Origin of the sequence: Micromonospora sp. WMMD967, assembly GCF_029626165.1 — a bacterium.
GTDB lineage: Bacteria > Actinomycetota > Actinomycetes > Mycobacteriales > Micromonosporaceae > Micromonospora > Micromonospora taraxaci.
Map to the genome: position 1 here is coordinate 5,412,980 of NZ_JARUBK010000001.1, position 17,728 is coordinate 5,430,707.

Below are 17,728 nucleotides of genomic sequence, written 5' to 3' on the forward strand. Positions count from 1 at the left end.
AACGTTTGGTGGGATATGGGGTGTTAGGTCTTAAAAGTCCGATTCGTGCCTGTAAGGCAGCTTTGGGCCTTAATTTAACTCCGGGGTGCTCGTCGGCATGCCCTCAAGTCACCTGACGGAGAAGGGAGGGTCGACGCGTGCGAGAGCCCTCGCGCCCCGTGACAGCAGGCACATCTGCGGCGCTGAGCACCGACAGCCCGACCATCCCGGTGCGATTCCACGAACCCGTCGGCCGCCCGGTGCGGACGAGCCGGGCAGACCAGAACAGACGCCGGGAACGCGTCGTGGTGCTCGAACCGAACGACACGGCCACCACACCCGACCGCATCGACGAGGAGTTCGACGTGGCCGCCCGACTCCCGGTGCCGGCCTGCCCCGACGAGCTCGCCCGGCTGCTGAACCGCGTACGGCCTCGGCTGCTGTTGCTCAAGCACTCACTGGAGAGCGTCGACGACCGCATCATCACCAGATGCATGAGCGCCGACGTCGAGATCATGGTGCTGGCCCGACCGGTCTACGGCCTGCTGCGTGCGCCGGCCATGGCCCGCTTCGGTGGGCTGCCGTGGATCCGGCTGCGATCCGGCGTCGGGCGCCCCCGCGGCGAACGGCTGAAGCGCTTCTTCGACCTCAGCATGGTCCTGCTCAGCGCCGTCCTGGTGATCCCGCTGATCGCGATGATCGCCGCCGTGGTGTCGTTCACCGGCCCGCCGTTCTACCTCCAGCAGCGCGTCGGAGCGGGTGGCCGACTGTTCCGGGTCGTCAAGTTCCGGACCATGCGGGTCGGCGCCGAGCAGGCGACCGGTCCGGTCCTGGCCCAGCCGAACGACGTCCGGATCACCCGCGTCGGCCGCTGGCTCCGACGCTCACGCCTGGACGAGCTCCCCCAGCTGTGGAACGTGGTACGCGGCGACATGAGCCTGGTCGGGCCGCGCCCGGAACGGCCGGAGTTCATCGTCGGCTTCCACCAGCTGCCGCACTACGACCTGCGGCACCTGATCCGACCAGGACTGACCGGCATCGCGCAGCTCACCGGCGGATACGCGGCCACCGTCGAGGACAAGCTCCGCTGTGACCTGCTCTACCTCAACTGCCGCTCGATGCGGGTCGACCTGACCCTGCTCCTGCTCACCGTCGTCGAACTGTTCCGTGGGTTCCCCCGTGGCTAGTGCTGTCAACGCGGTCGGGACCCGCGTCACCCGCAACACGGCCAGCATGCTGGCCGCGCGGGTGATCATGGCAGTGTCCGGGCTGGTCTCGGTGCCGGTCATCTACCAGCACCTCGGGCCGCAGGAGTTCGGGATCTGGGTCGTGCTGGCCGGCCTGCTGGCGATGGCCGCCCTGATCGACCTCGGGCTCGGCTCCGCCCTCGTCCGCGAGGTGGCACGGGCCGAGAGCGCCGCGGACCGGGACCTGGTCCGACGAGTGCTCGGGCTGGGGCTGGGGTGGGCCGTGCTGCTGGGCCTGCTCACAGTGGGCGCGATCGGTGTCTGCTGGCCCTGGCTCGCCGGGCTGCTGCGCCTCGGTGAGCTGGCCGACGAAGCCTGGCAGGCCGCCCTGTGGCTGATCGTCGGCCTGGTGGCGGGCGCCGTCGAACTGCCGTGGCGGGCCGTACTCGAAGGCACCCAGCGGTACGGATCACTGGCTGCGATCACCGCCGGCACCGCGATCCTCACGGCCGCGCTGTCCATCCTGGTGGTACGCCTCGGCGGCGGCCTGGTGGCGTTGGCCGCCTCCGCCGCCACGACCGCGACGATCCGCACCCTGCTGCTGGCCTCGGCCACCCGACGCCAGTGCCCCGACCTCAGCCCTCGATGGGGGCGGCTCGGTCTGGGCGACGTCCGCCGGGTCGGCGGCTACGGCCTTCGGGTGCAGGTTTCCAGCGGCGCCGGCATGGTCAACGTCGAACTCGACCGCCTCGTCCTCGGCGGCGCCTTCGGTCCCGCCGTCGCCGGCGGCTTCGACCTGGGCAGCCGCCTGCTCAACCTGCTCCGCCTGCCTCCAGGTTTCGCCCTGATCGTGCTGTTCCCGGCCGCCGTCGCCCGCACCGCCGCCCGGGGCGCCGGTTGGTTGGACCAGTTCTACCTGACCACCACCCGGCACCTCGCGCTGTTCCTCGCCCCGGCCACCGCCGCCCTGATGGTGAGCGCCGATCCGCTGGTCCGACTATGGCTGGGGCACCAGGTCCCCTGGGCGGCGGCGAACATCGTGATCCTCGCGCCCGCCTACGCCCTCAACCTGATCACCGGTGCCGCGACGATCGTCGCCCGCGCCGAGGGCCGACCCGGTCTGGAAACGCGGTACGTGCTGCTCTCCGTCGTGCTCAACCTCGCCCTGACGGTGCCGACGCTGCTGCTGTGCGGACCGCTCGGCGTACCCCTGTCGACAGCGCTGGCGGTCGTGCTCAGCACCGGCTACTTCCTGGCGTACTTCCATTCGGCCACCGCCCGGCCGCTGGCCCCGTTGGTGCGGGCGGTCTGGCCACCGGTCGCCGCCGCGGTCGCGGCCGGGATGGTCACCGCCGCGGCCGGCCGGTTCCTGCCCGACGGGCCGGGACGGCTCGACGCCGCGCTGGCCGTGTCCACCCGGACCGGTCTGGCTCTGCTCGTCGCCGGCGCGCTGCTGGCCGCCGGCGGACACCTTGGCGCGAACGACCGGACGCGGCTGCACCGGCTGCTGCGCGCCCCGGCCTCCCTGCCGACGCCGACCGTCGGAGGCCCGCGATGAGTGTCGACCACCGCACCACACAATGCCTGGTGTGCGGGCCCACGCGGGCTCACCGGCCCCGACTCGGCGGGCTGCTGCGCCGCTGCGAGGGGTGCGGGTTCAGCTGGACCGCGCCGGACCAGACCGCTGTGGACCACAGCTACGACGAGGACTACTTCGCGTCGGGCGGCTACGACGACTACTTCCGGGCCGAGCCGCGCCGGTTCGAGGCGAAGCGGCGACTGCGGTGGCTGCTGTCCACCGTCCGACCCACAGTCCTGCTCGAAGCCGGATGCGCCGGCGGCTACTTCCTCGAAGCCGCCCACCACGCCGGCATCACCGCCAGCGGCATCGAAGTCAGCCACGCCGCCGCCCGCTTCGCCCGCGACCACCTCCACATGCCCGTACAACAGGGCTACTTCGAAACCATCGCACCCACCCTCACCGCCGACGCCGTCTGCGCCTTCCACGTCCTCGAACACGTCGAAGACCCCCGCGCCTTCCTCCACGCCGCCCACACCACCCTCACCCCCGGCGGCTGGCTCGCCCTCGAAGTACCCAACATCGCCTCCGCCGCCGCCCAACGCCTCGGCACCGCCTGGTCCGGCCTGCAACCGCGCTACCACCGCTGGCACTTCACCCCGGACAGCCTGGTCCGGCTGGTGACCGACGCCGGCTTCGAGGTCGTCCGGCAGGACACCACTGTCTTCCGTTACTACATGCCGCAGCGCTACCGGCTGCGGCACGCACGACACCTCCTGCCCGCCGACCTGATCGGGCTCCGCTCACCGCGGTTGACCCATCCACGCCTCGGCGACCTGCTCCGGGTGCTCGCCCGGACGCCACACACCAGACGGAGTACCTGATGAAACTGGATGGGATGCAGCTGGTCCGTTGCCAGCTCTGCGGCCGCGCCGGCGGGCACACGCCGACGCTCGGCGAACTGCTGTGGAGCTGCCCCGACTGCGGCTTCGTCTGGACCGCCGGCAGCGCCCCGGCGCCGGAGGAGTTGTACGACGAGGCGTACTACACGACCGACGGCTACCAGGACTACTTCGCCTCCGCGGGTCAACGCCGGTTCGAGGCGAAGCGGCGACTGCGGTGGCTGCTGTCCACCGTCCGACCCACAGTCCTGCTCGAAGCCGGATGCGCCGGCGGCTACTTCCTCGAAGCCGCCCACCACGCCGGCATCACCGCCAGCGGCATCGAAGTCAGCCACGCCGCCGCCCGCTTCGCCCGCGACCACCTCCACATGCCCGTACAACAGGGCTACTTCGAAACCATCGCACCCACCCTCACCGCCGACGCCGTCTGCGCCTTCCACGTCCTCGAACACGTCGAAGACCCCCGCGCCTTCCTCCACGCCGCCCACACCACCCTCACCCCCGGCGGCTGGCTCGCCCTCGAAGTACCCAACATCGCCTGCGCCGCCGCCCAACGCCTCGGCACCGCCTGGCCGGCGATCGCCCCCGCGTACCACCGCTGGCACTTCACCCCGGACACGCTGAGCCGGATGCTCGTCGAGTCCGGCTTCCGGGTGATCTCGCACGACACCGTCTTCTCGCGGTTCTACTGGCGTCCGGCGGGGCGGCTGCGCAACGCCCGGGACCTCCTGGTCGCCGACCTGGCCGCGAGCCGCTCACCCCGGGTGACACACCCGCAGCTCGGCGACCTGCTACGCATCTTCGCCCGACGTGACGACCGGGCGGTGTCCTGATGGGTACGCCGCAGTTGTCGGTGCTGCTGGTCAGCTGGAACACCCGCGAACAGACCAGGCAGTGTCTGGAGTCGCTGGCCGCGACCGTCGACCCGGACCTGGACTACGAGGTGGTGGCCGTCGACAACGGCTCGACCGACGGTTCCGCCGACCTGCTCGCCGACCGGGCCCGCGTCCGGCTGATCCGCAACAACCACAACACCGGTTTCGCCGCGGCGGTGAACCAGGCGTACCGCCGGTCGACCGGGCAGTTGGTCCTGCTGCTCAACAGCGACGTCAGGTTCCACCCGGGCGCGCTGTCGCGGATGATCGACTACCTACGGGAGCGGCCGGACGTCGCCGGGGTCAGCCCGCTGTATCTCAACCCGGACGGCACCTTCCAGCAGCACTACGTCCAACAGCCCAGCTTCGCCGCCACCATCGCGCTGGTCACCGCGCTGCGCCGACTGCCCGGCTTCCGTCAGGCGCTGCACCGGTTCCAGATGCGTGGCGAGGATTTCAGCCGTCCCCGGCAACTGGCCTCCGGCAGTTGCATGCTGCTGCGCCGTACGGTGCTCGGGCAGCAGACCATCTTCGACGAAGCGTTCCCCGTCTACTGGAACGACGCGGTCCTCGCAAGGCAGCTCGCCCTGGCCGGGCACGAACTGTGGATGATCCCGGACGCGGTCGTCACGCACAGCCGTGGCGCATCGTGCCGGCTGCTCGGGCCGGCCATCCGCTTCCGACACCTGCTGGGCAGCATGGTCGAGTACCTGCGGTTGACCCAGCCCCGGCACCGGATGGTGGCGTTCCGGGCCACAGTGCTCGCCGACCACCTGGTCAAGCGACTCCTCGGGCGACCCGTACAGCTCGATCTGCCCGACCTGCTCGCCGCGTTGCGCGGCGACGTCGGCCCGCTGCCCGACGGCGACACCCGCGACTGGGTGGTGCTCTTCAGCCGCACCCGCTGGTCGGTGGAGCACCACCAGGCGGTGCTGGGGCAGCTGGAGGCCGGGGAGCGGTTGCTCTTCGTCGACCCGCCGGGACGCCGCCCCCGCTGGGGGTGCGAGATGACCCCGATCGGGTCGACCGCCTGGCGTGCTGTCGCGCCGACCGCGCTGCCGCTGGGTGACTGGTTGCCGCCGGTCAACTGGATCAATCGTCGGGTCGCGGCCGGTGTGCTGCGTGCCTGGCTGGACCGCCAGGCCGGCGCGCGCCTGCTGCGGCTCGACGACGAGCGCGCCCGCCCGGTGCTCGGCCGGCTCGGTGAGGACGAGGTGCTGCCGGCCGGAGCGCCACGGCCGTTGGAACGGTCGGGTCGTGGCTGAGCGCTCGGTCCGCCGGGCGGAGGCGTCGGTCGGTGCGGCGGCAACCGACACCAGGGACTGGGTGGTCGTCTTCAGCGGCACCCCGTGGGCGAACGGCGCCCACCGTCAGCACGCGCTCGCTCGGGAACTGACCGTCGACCACCGGGTGCTCTTCGTCGACCCGGCCGGGCACCTGCCCCGATGGCGTACCCACGTCCGACAGGTGGCCGACGGTCTGTGGCAGTGCGCCGGACCGGCGCTGCTCCCGCTCGGTCGCCACCTGCCGCCGGTCAACCGGGCCAACCGCTGGTTCGCCGCGCTCCTGCTTCGCCGCTGGTTCCGGCGGCGGGCCGAGTCGCCACGACTGCTGTGGCTGGACGAGGACCTGGCCGCACCGGTCGCCGGCCGGCTGGATGCGGCCGCCGTGGTGTACGACGCCACCGACCTGGACTGGACGTTCACCCGACGCTGGAACCGCCGGCACCTCCGCCACGCGCTGCGGTCCGCCGTCGGCGCCGCCGACCTCGTGCTCGCCTCGTCCAGCGCGCTGCCGGAACGGATGCCCGCCTTCAAGCCCGCCCCGGTGGTGCTGGCCAACGGATGCGACCCGGAGCACTTCTCGCCCGACGGCCCGGTCGCACCGTGGTTGGCCGGGCTGCGCCGACCACTGATCGGTTACAGCGGAGCTGTCGACACCCGTGCCTTCGACGCCGATCTGGTCGCCGAGGTCGCCCGGGCCCACCCGGAGTGGACCTTCCTGCTGATCGGTCCGTCCACCCGGGCCGGTCGCGCCCCGCTGGCGCGCCTGTCCAATGTGGAACTGGTTGACGCTGTCGGCTTCGCGGACGTGCCGGCCATCCTGCGGGCCTGCGACGCCACCATCATCCCGTACCGGGTGGGCGGGTTGGTGGACTACGTGCATCCGAAGAAGTGCTACGAGTATCTCGCTCTTGGCAAGCCCGTCGTCGCGACGCCGTTGCCGGCGCTGCGCTCACTGGCCGACACCATCACGCTCGCCGGCGACCCGCGAAGCTTCGCCGCGGCGCTCAGCGTGGCGCTGGACAGCGCGGAATGCGCGCAGCAGGCCACCCGACGCCGCGCGGTCGCCGCCCGCAACAGCTGGTCGACCCGAGGTGTGCAGTTGCGCTCACTACTCGCGGGGTTGCCCCGATGAGGATACCCATCGTCACGCCCACGGTGCTGTTCGGCGGCGCCGGGCTGGGCGCCGTGGTCACAGTGGTCACAGTGCTGCCCGGGCCGATCGGCCTGGCCGCCGCCATCGGGGTGCTGAGTTGGGGCGTGTTCCTGCTCTGGCCCTGGACCGTGCTGCCCGTCGGCATCATCGGCGGTGCCGTGGTCGGCGCCGTGCTCAGCGGTGGCGACGTACGCGGGTACATCGCGGTGAAGGTGCTGCTGCTGGCCGCCGGCGGTGCCGCGCTCGCCGTACGCCACTGGCTGCGGGTGGAGAAGCGGCCCCGACGCACTGTCGCCGACGTGGGCATGCTGAGCCTGATCGGCTTGACGGTCGTCGCGGCCACCTACGGTCTGGCCGTCGGCAACCAACCGGAGGAGGTGCTGGTCGCCGCGTACCAGGTGGCCACCATCCCGGTGTACTTCTTCGTCGCCACGTACACCCTCACCTCGGGTCGTCGGATCCTGGCCGCCGGCATCCTGTACGTGGCCCTGGCGGCGGTCTTCACCGCCATCTCCGTATCGGCGCCGGGGCGGCACGGCGGGCTCATCACGCTCATGGCGATCCCCGCGCTGATCTGGATCGCCGGGCGACTCCGGGGTTGGCGACGGACCGGCGTCCTCCTGCTCGGCGGGTTCTTCGCCGTCGACGTGCTCCTCGCGTCGTACCGGGGAATCTGGCTCGCCGCCGCGCTGACCGTGCTGATCATGCTGGCTCGCGGTGGCCGGACCGTCCGCGCCGGGCTGGCCGCCACCGCCGTCGCCGCCGTCGCGGTGGCAGCGGTCCTCGCCCTGCAACCAGGGGTACGGGAGCGGGCCGGCGAGATCAGCAAGGGGTTGACGCAGTCCGCCGGGTACCGAGGGGTGGAGTCGTCAGTCGGCCTGAACGTGTTCGCCGACCAGCCGCTGGTGGGGGCCGGCCTCGGACAGACGACGCCGGACATCTACCTGTCCGGCTTCACCTTCACCGACGTCGGCCCGGTCTACCACGCCTTCTACGTGACAGTGTTGGCCAACCTCGGTCTGGTCGGCCTGCTGCTGGTGCTGTGGCCGATCCTGCGTGGCGTCCGCTTCGGCCTGCGCGACAGGGACGGGATCGCGCTGCCGTTCGCCGCGCTGTCCTGCGGTTTCCTGGCTGCCGCCGTCTTCGCGGCACCCACCGACGGGCACTGGGAGCTGGGTCTGCTGCCCGCGCTGACCCTCCTCAGCGCGCGGCAGAACGGTGAACGGCTCCGGCGGCTCGCCGAGCCTGCGCTGCTGAGCCGGTCGCTGAGCCGGACGGGAGTCACGGCATGAGCCACGCCGCCGCCACCGCCATCGTGGTCACCCACAACTCGGAGCGACAGATCGTCGCCGCCCTCACCGCGTTGCGGCAGGAGGACCTGCCGGTACGGCTGGTGGACAACGCCTCCTCCGACGGCACCGTCGACCTCGTCCGGCGCCGCTTTCCGGAGGTGACGGTCCTGGTCAGCCCGACGAACACGGGATTCGCCAGCGCCGTGAACCGGGCCGCGGCCGGAGTCGACACCGACGTCGTCCTCCTGGTCAATCCGGACTGCGTGGTCGCACCGGGCACAGTGGCCGAGCTGGTCACGGTGATTCGCAGTCGACCGTCGGTCGGCATCGCGGGACCCCGGATCACCGACGCGCACGGCCGGGTCGCGATCAGCGCCCACCGGTTCGAGTCCCTGGTCACGGTGCTGGCCAGCCGGTTCGGTGGGGCGCTGGCGCCGGTCGCGCTGCGACGACTGCTCAGCGGTCGGCAGCGCAGGGCCGCCTACGACGCCTGCACGCGGGGGGCACAGCCGGAGGCGGTGGACTGGTTGTCCGGCGCCTGCCTGGCGGTGCGTACCGACCTGTTCACGGCGATCGGCGGACTCGACGAGGGCTACTTCCTGTACTACGAGGACGAGGAGTTGTGCCTGCAGGCTGCCCGGCGCGGCAGCGAGGTGCTGTACGTGCCCTCGGTGAGCGCCGTGCACACCGGCGGTGCGAGCAGTTCCGACCCGGCCTGGATCTGGCCCCACCTGTACCGCAGCATGCTGCGGTTCTTCGCCCGCCACCGCGCCGGCACCCTGCACGCCGTGCGCGGCGTCGTGCTGCTGCGCGCGCTGATCGGAATCGGTCTGGCCGGAGTACGGATGCCGCTTCAACCCCGGGCCGGGACGGCCCGTCTGCGGGCGTGGACCCGCGTCGGCCGGATCGCGGCCACCCGCTTCGAGACGAGAGGAGGCGCGTAATGCACGTCCTGACAACCGTCGTCGGCAAACGCACCGAACACTGGACAGACCTGTTCGACATCCTCTGCGAGCAGCCGGACATCACCCTGACCGTGCTCGCCGCGGACGTGTCACCGACGACGCGACGCGAGCTGGCCCGGCTGGCCCGCCGACACCACCGGCTGCGATACCACGTCGTCCCGCACCTGCTCGGTGAGTCGCTGACCGGACACATGGCCTCGGTGTTGTTCCGGCTCCCCGGCCAGCACGACGTGACCACCACCCGCCCCGACATCCTGCACGTGATCGGCGAGGCGGCGTACCTCACCACCTGGCAGGCGCTGCGGCTACGTCAGCGTTGCTGGGCCGGGGTGCCCACCACGTTGTACGCGGCGCAGAACGTGGTCACCCGGTTCCCGGTCCCGTTCCCCCGGATCGAGCGACAGTCCTACCTGTCGGTGAACCACGCCTTCCCGATCACCCCCGCGGCGCTGCGGGTGCTGAGGGTCAAGGGTTACCGGGGTCCGGCCACCATCGTGCCGCTCGGTGTGGACACCCGGATCTTCCGCCCTCTGCCCGCCGATCCGGCCACGCACCCGTTCACCGTCGGGTACGTCGGACGGTTCGAGCCGCACAAGGGCGTGGCCGACCTGCTGCGCGCCGCCGAGCTGATCGACTGCGACGTGTCGCTGGTCGGGGACGGCAGCCTCAGCGGCGAGATCGACCGTGCGGCCGCACGCCGCCCCGGCCGGGTGCACCGGCACGGCTGGGCCGGGCACGCCGACCTGCCCGCGCTGCTGAACCAGATGGACGCGTTGGCGATGCCGTCGGTCGAGGTGGTGCAGCGCAACACCCTGCCGTGGATCGGCATCCCGCTTCGCGAACAGTTCGGCCGGGTCCTGGTCGAGGCCATGGCCTGCGGCGTACCGGTGGTGGGCAGCGACGTCGGCGAGATCCCGCACGTGGTAGGCGACGCCGGCCTCGTCTTTCCCGCCGGCGACGTCCCCGCGCTGGCGGACCGCCTCGCGCGGCTGCGCGACGATCCCGCCCTCGCCGGCCAGTTGGCGAACCGAGGGCTGCGCCGAGCCGGGCTGGACTTCGGTTGGGACCGCATCGCCGACACCCTCTGCACGACCTGGCGCGGGCTGCGGTCCCCGACCGGGTCCCTCCGCACAACGCCCGCCGAGACCGGGCAACCGACAAGAGAGGCGAACGCGAGATGAGCGCGTCGATAGATGTCAAAGGTCTGCTCGGTGTCTCCTGGCGCCGGGTTGGCGTACCCCTGATCGGCCTGTGTGCGGGCCTCGCCGCCGCCCAGGGGGTCACCCAACTCCTGCCGGCACGCTACGAGGCCGAGGCGTCGGTGCTGGTCAGCGCCGAGCGGACCGAGGACGACCGGCCTGCGGACCTGGCTCTCGCACAGAACCTCACACCCACGATCGCCCGCTTGGTCGGGTCGCGGGAGGTCGCGCTCGAGGCGGCGCGCGCACTGCAGCTGCCCGAGAAGGCGGTGCTCGGCCATGTCAGCGGTGAGTACGAACTCGGCCTTCAGATCATCACCGTGCACGCCAGCGCCGGCACCGGCACGCAGGCCGCAGCGATCGCGAACGCGGCGTCCCGCGCGGTCAGCCAACAACTGAGCCGATTGGACATGGGCGGCTCGACGAGCATCAACGCCCGGGTGCTCGACACCGCCAGCCCGCCGACCACGCCCGCCTTCCCGAAGCCGATGTTGAACGGCGTACTCGGGGCACTGGCCGGACTGTTGGCCGGTTGGGGTGCGACCCTCCTGCGCGACAGGTTCGACAGCCGGCTCCGCGACGTCGGTCAGATCGAGGCCCGCCTGGGTCTGCCGGTCCTCGGGGTGCTGCCGAAGCTGCCCCGCCGATTCGCCCGCCACCACGCCGCCGCGCTGTACGCGCGCACCGACGTCGCCGACGCCGTCCGCAGCGTGATCTCGACTCTCAGTGTGCTCACCGCTCCGCTGCCGCGTCGGAGGCTGCTGGTGACCAGCGCCCACGACGACGACGGCAAGGCGTTGGTGACCGCGCTGCTCGGTCTCGGCATGGCCGACGAGCACTGCCGGGCCACGCTGGTGGACGGGGCGGTACGCGATCCGGTGCTGTCGGGGCACTTCCCGGAGGCGCCACACACCTGGCAGCAGGTGCTGACGCAGAAGTGCGCACCGGTGCGCCTGGCCGACTTCCCCACCCTGAGCGTGCTGCCTGCCGAACCCCGCGAGGGCGCCGACACCCAGGCGTTGCACGAGTTGGGCGGGTTGCTGAACGCGCTGGGCGAGGACGAGGACTGCGTGATCGTGCACGCGCCACCCATCCTGGCCGGACGGGAGATCTCGGCGTTCGCCCAGCACGCGGACGGTGTGCTGCTGGTCGTACGGGCTGGTCGGACGGACCTCGACGACAGCACGCGGGCGGCCCGGCTCGTGCAACAGCTCGGGCTACCGCTGGCGGGGGTCGTTGTGATCGGCGCGGTGGCCCGTACCGACCAGCGTCCGGGCGGTAGGCAACCAACTCTGACGCCCGACCCGGTCCAGAGCGTCCTGGCGCTAACGTCGGCGAGAGCGAGCGCGCAGGGCGCCGTCATCCGTGAGCTGGTCAGCGCTCTCGCCGAGGACTCCTCCGGTACCCCCGGTCGGCACCGCCGCCAGAGCCGGGAACCCGGTGAGTCGACGCGACGCGGGTCGGGTAGCGGCAGGACCGTCGACAGCACCGCGGTCGAACGTCCAGCGCCGGTCGAACGTGCTGCGCGGGTCGAACGTGCCGCGCCGGTCGAACGTGCCGCGCCGGTCGAACCTGCTGGGCCGGTCGAGCAGGTACCCGTGCCCGTCGAGGCCCCGGCGGTGTCGACGCGTATCGAGGATGCCGTCACCCAGCCCAACCCGGTGGTGACGGACGTGCCGGAGCAACCCGATCCCGCGCCGATGCCGACCGTCCAACCTGACTCCGCCGGGGCGGCGTCCGCCTGGGGTGTGCCCACCACTGTCGGCGTCCTCGGACGACCGCTGGCCCAGCCCGAAGCGCCCCGCCAGCCGCCGGTGGCCGAAGCCATGCCGAACCCGTCCCCGGACGTTCCCGCGCCCGATCTCACGGACCGCTGGCCGGTCTTCGGGCCGGAGCGCCTGACCCCCGGGCTGGAGCGCCTGACCCCCGGGCCGGCGAGCGCGGAGCGCCCCTCCTCCGGATCCATCGTGCTGCGCCGAGCGGTGGCGGTGGGCGACGCCGAGCGGTGGAGCTGACGTCGGTCGAGCCGACCGGTGGAGCTGACGTCGACCGCGAACGGCGGCCCGACCGCCCCATAACTATCCGAGACACCGAAAAAGGAGATTTGCCGATGAGTGAGATGTTGGTGCCGACCCAGGCGTCCGCGCCGGTGCTGGACGACCCCCGCGATCTCTACTGTGACCTGCTCAAGAAGGCGCTGACGCGGTACGTCTTCCGCGAGACGTGGATGCCCTACCAGCCCCGCCAGGGGTCCCTGCACGGTCGGCTCTACCAGCGGGGCCGACACCTGTTGCAACGCAAGGGCCTGGAGTTGGTGCTGCGGTTCCCGTTCGACGAGGAGGCACGGGCCACCGGTCGGGACTGGCCACCGGAGGCCGAAACCATGATCGGGCTGCGCCGGTTGGACAACCTGGAGCGGTGCGTCAAGGACGTGCTGGCGCGGGGAGTGCCCGGTGACCTGATCGAGACCGGCGTGTGGCGGGGCGGTGCGGTCATCTTCATGCGGGGGATGCTGCGCGCCTACGGTGACCGGGAGCGGACCGTGTGGGTCGCCGACTCGTTCCGTGGCCTGCCGAAGCCGGACCCGCGTCGCGTCGAGGACGTCGAGGACGCGCTGTGGCAGGTGCCCTTCCTCGCCGTGTCCCTGGAGCAGGTCAAGGCGAACTTCCAGCGGTACGGGCTGCTCGACGACCAGGTCCGCTTCCTCAAGGGCTGGTTCTCCGACACCCTGCCGGACGCGCCGGTGGAGCAGATCTCGGTGATGCGCCTCGACGGCGACCTCTACGACTCGACGATGGTGGCACTGCGCTCGCTCTACCCGAAGTTGTCGGTCGGCGGCTACGTGATCATCGACGACTACCACGCCGTACGCGGCTGCAAGCAGGCCGTCGACGACTTCCGCGCCGAGCACGGCATCGTGGACGAGCTGCACCAGGTCGACTGGACGTGCCGATACTGGCGGCGGTCGCGGTAGGCCTGCTCGACACGATCGGCGGGTGGGGTCTGCCGACCTCCCACCCGCCGATCGTCGTGCCCGTGGTCGCCGCCGCGTGATCGACGTCGGTTCAGTTGGCCGGTGGGGTCTGCGGGTTGGCCGCGAGCCACTGTGCGACGCGGTCCTCGCGCAGGGCGGTGAAGAGCGCCGGAGCGCGGACCTCGTCCAACCGCACCGCGGAGCCGGCCGGAGTCTGGAGGTTGGGGTCGCTGAAGGGGACGGTGACGAACTGGACGGATTCGGGCTTCACCCGGCGCAGCGCGAGGGCGAGGTCGGTCAGGTCGAGGTCCCGGTCGACGACCAGCGACTCCGCGGCCGTGGTGAGCACCCGGTCGAGTCGGGTCGGACTGGTGAGCAGGCTGGTCGCGGTGACCCGCTCGGCCAGGGCCCGCACCACCAGCTGCTGGTCGTGGATGCGACCGAAGTCGCCACCGGGCACGCCGTGGCGCTGCCGCATCAGGTCGTCGGCCGCCTTGCCGTCCAGGTCGTGGCAGCCGGCGGGCCAGGTGACGCCCGTGTCCGAGGACGTGACCGCGTACGGCAGGCAGACGTTGACGCCCTCCACCGCGTCCACGAGTTTGCGGACGGCGGCGAAGTTGGCCACCAGCACGCCGTCCAGTGGCAGGCCGGTGAGCTTGGCGACCGTCTCGGCGGCAAGCGCGGCCCCGCCGAACGCGAACGCCGCGTTGATCTTGTTGGGTCCACCGGACCAGATCTCCCCCGCGGCGGGTACGTCGACGTAGCTGTCCCGGGGGATGGAGACGACGGTGGCCGCGTCCCGGCTGGCGTTCACGTGCACCAGCATGATGGTGTCCGAACGCTGCCCCGGGTAGAGGGCCTGGTCCGGCTCGCCGTCGCGGGAGTCTGATCCGAGCAGCAGGAGGTTGAGCGGTCCCGACTCCCACCGACGCTCGTCGTGGGGGGCGGTGCCCTTGCCGAGGATGTCCTCCCGCTGCACCCTGCCCTCGTACCGCTGCTTCAGGCCGAAGCCGACAGTGCCGAGGCCCGCGCAGAGCACGCCGACCATCAGCACCAGGGCGATCATGGCCTTCTTCCAGCCGGCCATGGCCCGCCACCTCGACGTCGCCGGCGCGACCGCCCGGCGGGGGTTTTCGGTCACCATCTAGACCACCTCTGCACGACCTGTCGGGACACCTGCACCCGTTGCGGGGCAAGGGATGCACTCACTCATGCGTAGTTAATCACTCTTTAGGGTCTCTATGACCTTTTATCCCCTTTGCCCGATTTCGCGGTGCCATTCTGGCCTCCGGGTTAACGAGGGGGTTTAGGCATGTACGGAGTACCCACCAAGGGGCCGCACATCGGCGGCGGTCTCGCCGCCACCGGAGTCGCCATCCAGTCCTGGTTGCTGGTCGGCGTCGGACTGGTCGTGCTCGGTCTGGCTCTGTGGCTGGTGGCCATGTTGGGCCGCGAGCGATGACCGGTTCCCGACGGGGGCCGTGGCTGAGCGCCACAGTGGGCGCCCTGGTCGGCGTCGCCATCGCCGCCGCCACGCTCTGGCGGTGGCACGAGATCGCCAGCGCGGAGGCATGGCTGAACGCCCACCTGGTCAACGCCGTCGGGTTGGCGGACGCCAAGTCCATCGGCGCGGCCGTCATCTTCCCGCTCGACCAGCGCTGGGTCGGCTTCATGGTGTCCAGTGGCTGTTCGGTCGCCATGTTGCTGATCCCGCCGATCGTGCTGGCCTCGACGTTGATCGGCTTCCGCCGCATCACCGTGTCACGTGGACTGAACGCCCTGGCGATGGCCGTGGTGCTGCTGGTCACTGTGAACCAACTGCGACTCGCCGCGGTGGTCGTCTCCATGCAGACCTGGGGCTTCCGGCTCGGCTACGAACGCAGTCACGTGCTGATCGGCTCGGTGATCACCACCGCCGGCCTGATCGCCGTCACGATCCTGTTCGTGGTCCTGGTCAGCCGCACCAAGCGGATTCGGGGGGCAGTCGCCGGTGTCCACTGAGACGCAGTCCCTCGCGCTGCTCAACACCGCGGCATTCCTGCTGTGCGTCAGCTTCTGCGCGTACGTGCTGAGCATCCTGGTGTTCCACCTGAAGACCCGACGTAGTCGGGGCGGAAGTCCGAACGGCTTCGACTGGCACATTATCGTGCCCTGCCGCAACGAGGCCTCCGTCATCGGCGACACGGTCCGACGGCTGCTCAGCGACTTTCCCAATGCGACCGTCTGGTGCGTCGACGACGCCTCCGAAGACGGCACGCTCGCCGAACTGGCCGCCTTCGCCGATCAACCTCGTGTGCACGTGGTTCAGCGTCACCTGCCGGACGCGCGGCAGGGCAAGGGCGCCGCGCTCAACGCCGCTTGGCGGCGTATCGAGCAGTGGCTGCCGGCGAACGCGGACCGCAGCCGGGTCATCGTCGGCGTCCTGGACGCGGACAGCCGACTCGACCCGCAGGGCCCCGTCGCCCTCTCCGGCCGGCAGTACTTCGGCTCGGAGAATGTTGGCGCGGTGCAGGTCGAGGTGCGGATGCTCCAGTGCGCACCGCGACGGTACGCCCCGACGACCGAGGTCAGCGGTTGGGGACGACTGCTGATCCGGCTGCAGGACATGGAGTTCCGCGCACCGATCGCCGCTATGCAGTCACTGCGTCGGCGGACCGGCAGCGTCGCGATGGGCGGCAACGGGCAGTTCACCCGACTGTCCCTGCTCAACGAGATCGCCGACCAGCACGGCACACCGTGGCACGGCGCCCTGCTGGAGGACTTCGAGCTGGGTCTGCACATCCTGCTGGCCGGCGGGCGTACGGAGTACTGCTCGGAGAGTTGGGTGGCCCAGGAGGCACTGACCCGGATCGGTCCGCTGGTGCGGCAGCGCACCCGCTGGGCGCAGGGGTCGATGCAGTGTGGCCGCTACCTGGGTCGGGTGCTGCGCTCGCCGCGCATCCGCAACTCGGCAACCCTGGAGATCGCGCACTTCCTGGCCGCCCCGTGGACCCAACTACTCGGCACACCGGTCTATCTCGCCTGCCTGATCGTGATGACCTGGTACATCGACAACACCACTGGTGGCCTGTCGGGCTGGTGGAGCAGTGGCGGCTGGGGCGTACCCCCGCTGGTGCTCGTCTTCGGCATCGGGCCCTTCGCCCTGTGGGGCATCGTCTACCGGGCCCGGTGTGAGCCGCAGTTGTCGGTGACCAGGGCGTTGCTGCTGGGCGTCTGCCACTGGCTGTACAGCTACGCCCAGTCGCTGGCGGTCTGGCTGGCCTTCGCCCGCATGGTGACCGCCCGCACCGACTGGCAGAAGACTGCCCGCGCCGCCGATCCGCCGCCCCAACCGGCCCCGACCCGGGCCGTGGGACGGGTGGCCGTGCCGGCCCAGCCGCGCAGAGCGCAACCACCGCGCAGGTCGGGCCGCTCCGACGGGCCCCGCTCGATCCGGCCACCCCGGCACCTCGCCCACCTGGCGCACCTCGCCACCCCCACCACCACAGACCGCCCCACAATCGCCCACGTCAGAAAGTAGACATCTATGCCACGAGTTAGATCCGGCCTCGCCCGTACCGCTGCGGTGCTGGCCGGCGGCCTCGCCATGGCCGTCCTGGCGGCCTCTCCGGCCATGGCCGACACCTCCCAGTCCTCGGCCTCCGCGCTACAGATCAGCCTGCTCGGCGGTGGCCTCGCCAGCTCCGGTACCGCGTCGGCCACGAACGACGGCACCACCGAGTCGATCTCCGGAAACCAGAATCCCCCACTGGCCGTCCTGGGCGCGCAGACCGTCATCACCGCAGGGGTGCTGGTCCAGAACGTCCGGGCCTTCAACGACGGCACCTCGGCGGCCTGCGCCGGCGTGCTCGGCGTGGGCGGCGCGGTGACCATCGGCCCCGGCGGCTCCTGCCTCGTCACGCCCGGTGCCGGGGTGTCGCTGGTGCTGGGCACCAACGGCCTCGCCACGATCGCCCTGGTCGCCGACGCCATCACCTCGTCGTGCACCGCGACCAGCAGCCCGTCGGCGACCGGCACGACCAGCCTGGTCAACGCCCGGATCACCTCGACGTTGCTCGGCATCGAGACCACGCTGCTCAACCTGCCGGCCAACCCGCCCCCGAACACAGGGCTGAGCGTGCCGGGCCTGCTCGACCTGACGCTCAACAACCAGACCAGCTCGGGCGTGGGTCAGCTCACCGTCACCGCGCTGAACCTGACGGCGCTCGGCGGGGCGCTGGCCGGCGTGACCATCGGCACGTCGAGCTGTGGCGCCAACGCGGTCGCGCCGCCCATCCCGGTGATCCCGCTCGCCGGGGCACCGATCGCCCTGGGCATCGGCGCGCTCGTGGCCGGCACCACCGGCGGGTTCTCGCTCTACCGGCGTCGCCGCGCGGCTGCCCGGAGCTGACCCGACA

Annotated in this window: 16 protein-coding genes; 15 read left to right on the plus strand and 1 reads right to left on the minus strand. The window is 71.4% G+C overall.

Going from position 1 to position 17,728, the window contains the following annotated elements; all coding sequences use genetic code 11:
- Positions 1 to 284: 284 nt before the first annotated feature.
- The 11 genes from O7631_RS24540 (at position 285) to O7631_RS24590 (ending at position 13,331) form a co-directional block, all read left to right on the plus strand.
- Positions 285 to 1,166 (plus strand): sugar transferase, encoded by an 882-nt coding sequence (locus O7631_RS24540; RefSeq protein ID WP_278146397.1) that lies wholly within the window; start codon positions 285 to 287, stop codon positions 1,164 to 1,166.
- Positions 1,159 to 2,724: an oligosaccharide flippase family protein gene (locus tag O7631_RS24545; protein ID WP_278146398.1), complete on the plus strand. Its 1,566-nt coding sequence runs from the start codon at positions 1,159 to 1,161 to the stop codon at positions 2,722 to 2,724. The genes O7631_RS24540 and O7631_RS24545 overlap by 8 nt, the downstream gene beginning before the upstream one ends.
- On the plus strand, positions 2,721 to 3,569 hold the full coding sequence (locus O7631_RS24550; RefSeq protein WP_278146399.1) for a class I SAM-dependent methyltransferase: 849 nt from the start codon (positions 2,721 to 2,723) through the stop codon (positions 3,567 to 3,569). Before O7631_RS24545 ends, O7631_RS24550 begins: the two co-directional genes overlap by 4 nt.
- A complete protein-coding gene (locus tag O7631_RS24555; RefSeq protein WP_278146400.1) occupies positions 3,569 to 4,420 on the plus strand; it encodes a class I SAM-dependent methyltransferase in 852 nt (283 codons plus the stop codon). Before O7631_RS24550 ends, O7631_RS24555 begins: the two co-directional genes overlap by 1 nt.
- Positions 4,420 to 5,727, plus strand: coding sequence for a glycosyltransferase family 2 protein (locus O7631_RS24560; protein WP_278146401.1), 1,308 nt, complete (start codon positions 4,420 to 4,422; stop codon positions 5,725 to 5,727). The genes O7631_RS24555 and O7631_RS24560 overlap by 1 nt, the downstream gene beginning before the upstream one ends.
- On the plus strand, positions 5,720 to 6,880 hold the full coding sequence (locus tag O7631_RS24565) for a glycosyltransferase (protein WP_278146402.1): 1,161 nt from the start codon (positions 5,720 to 5,722) through the stop codon (positions 6,878 to 6,880). The genes O7631_RS24560 and O7631_RS24565 overlap by 8 nt, the downstream gene beginning before the upstream one ends.
- Positions 6,877 to 8,193 carry an O-antigen ligase family protein gene (locus O7631_RS24570; protein ID WP_278146403.1) on the plus strand — a complete coding sequence of 439 codons (1,317 nt, stop codon included), beginning with the start codon at positions 6,877 to 6,879 and terminating at the stop codon, positions 8,191 to 8,193. The genes O7631_RS24565 and O7631_RS24570 overlap by 4 nt, the downstream gene beginning before the upstream one ends.
- On the plus strand, positions 8,190 to 9,137 hold the full coding sequence (locus tag O7631_RS24575) for a glycosyltransferase family 2 protein (protein ID WP_278146404.1): 948 nt from the start codon (positions 8,190 to 8,192) through the stop codon (positions 9,135 to 9,137). Before O7631_RS24570 ends, O7631_RS24575 begins: the two co-directional genes overlap by 4 nt.
- Complete coding sequence (locus O7631_RS24580) at positions 9,137 to 10,339, plus strand: glycosyltransferase (RefSeq protein WP_278146405.1); 1,203 nt, start codon at positions 9,137 to 9,139, stop codon at positions 10,337 to 10,339. Before O7631_RS24575 ends, O7631_RS24580 begins: the two co-directional genes overlap by 1 nt.
- On the plus strand, positions 10,336 to 12,372 hold the full coding sequence (locus tag O7631_RS24585; protein ID WP_278146406.1) for a hypothetical protein: 2,037 nt from the start codon (positions 10,336 to 10,338) through the stop codon (positions 12,370 to 12,372). The genes O7631_RS24580 and O7631_RS24585 overlap by 4 nt, the downstream gene beginning before the upstream one ends.
- A 95-nt stretch (positions 12,373 to 12,467) precedes the next feature.
- Positions 12,468 to 13,331 carry a TylF/MycF/NovP-related O-methyltransferase gene (locus tag O7631_RS24590; protein ID WP_278146407.1) on the plus strand — a complete coding sequence of 288 codons (864 nt, stop codon included), beginning with the start codon at positions 12,468 to 12,470 and terminating at the stop codon, positions 13,329 to 13,331.
- 91 nt (positions 13,332 to 13,422) lie between these two features.
- On the opposite strand, the gene O7631_RS24595 is transcribed toward O7631_RS24590, so the two are convergent.
- Positions 13,423 to 14,475, minus strand: a complete 1,053-nt coding sequence (locus O7631_RS24595) for an LCP family protein (RefSeq protein ID WP_278146408.1) — start codon at positions 14,473 to 14,475, stop codon at positions 13,423 to 13,425.
- Positions 14,476 to 14,643: 168 nt separating this feature from the next.
- Here O7631_RS24595 and O7631_RS24600 point away from each other — a divergent pair, with 168 nt between their 5' ends.
- From O7631_RS24600 to O7631_RS24615, 4 genes are read left to right on the plus strand one after another with little or no spacing between them, the layout of a single operon-like run.
- Complete coding sequence (locus tag O7631_RS24600; protein WP_278146409.1) at positions 14,644 to 14,793, plus strand: hypothetical protein; 150 nt, start codon at positions 14,644 to 14,646, stop codon at positions 14,791 to 14,793.
- Entirely contained in the window at positions 14,790 to 15,332 is a 543-nt protein-coding gene (locus O7631_RS24605; RefSeq protein ID WP_278146411.1) for a hypothetical protein, read from the plus strand. The genes O7631_RS24600 and O7631_RS24605 overlap by 4 nt, the downstream gene beginning before the upstream one ends.
- Positions 15,322 to 16,851: a glycosyltransferase family 2 protein gene (locus tag O7631_RS24610; protein ID WP_278146412.1), complete on the plus strand. Its 1,530-nt coding sequence runs from the start codon at positions 15,322 to 15,324 to the stop codon at positions 16,849 to 16,851. Before O7631_RS24605 ends, O7631_RS24610 begins: the two co-directional genes overlap by 11 nt.
- Positions 16,852 to 16,857: 6 nt before the next feature.
- A complete protein-coding gene (locus O7631_RS24615) occupies positions 16,858 to 17,721 on the plus strand; it encodes a choice-of-anchor P family protein (RefSeq protein ID WP_278146413.1) in 864 nt (287 codons plus the stop codon).
- Positions 17,722 to 17,728 lie beyond the last annotated feature (7 nt).

Excerpts from the sequence above, each read along its gene's own strand:
- O7631_RS24550 (WP_278146399.1), top strand. The coding sequence starts at position 2,721 with ATGAGTGTCGACCACCGCACCACACAATGCCTGGTGTGCGGGCCCACG.
- O7631_RS24555 (WP_278146400.1), top strand. The coding sequence starts at position 3,569 with ATGAAACTGGATGGGATGCAGCTGGTCCGTTGCCAGCTCTGCGGCCGC.
- O7631_RS24560 (WP_278146401.1), top strand. The coding sequence starts at position 4,420 with ATGGGTACGCCGCAGTTGTCGGTGCTGCTGGTCAGCTGGAACACCCGC.
- O7631_RS24570 (WP_278146403.1), top strand. The coding sequence starts at position 6,877 with ATGAGGATACCCATCGTCACGCCCACGGTGCTGTTCGGCGGCGCCGGG.
- O7631_RS24575 (WP_278146404.1), top strand. The coding sequence starts at position 8,190 with ATGAGCCACGCCGCCGCCACCGCCATCGTGGTCACCCACAACTCGGAG.
- O7631_RS24580 (WP_278146405.1), top strand. The coding sequence starts at position 9,137 with ATGCACGTCCTGACAACCGTCGTCGGCAAACGCACCGAACACTGGACA.
- O7631_RS24585 (WP_278146406.1), top strand. The coding sequence starts at position 10,336 with ATGAGCGCGTCGATAGATGTCAAAGGTCTGCTCGGTGTCTCCTGGCGC.
- O7631_RS24590 (WP_278146407.1), top strand. The coding sequence starts at position 12,468 with ATGAGTGAGATGTTGGTGCCGACCCAGGCGTCCGCGCCGGTGCTGGAC.
- O7631_RS24595 (WP_278146408.1), bottom strand. The coding sequence starts at position 14,475 with ATGGTGACCGAAAACCCCCGCCGGGCGGTCGCGCCGGCGACGTCGAGG.
- O7631_RS24600 (WP_278146409.1), top strand. The coding sequence starts at position 14,644 with ATGTACGGAGTACCCACCAAGGGGCCGCACATCGGCGGCGGTCTCGCC.
- O7631_RS24605 (WP_278146411.1), top strand. The coding sequence starts at position 14,790 with ATGACCGGTTCCCGACGGGGGCCGTGGCTGAGCGCCACAGTGGGCGCC.
- O7631_RS24615 (WP_278146413.1), top strand. The coding sequence starts at position 16,858 with ATGCCACGAGTTAGATCCGGCCTCGCCCGTACCGCTGCGGTGCTGGCC.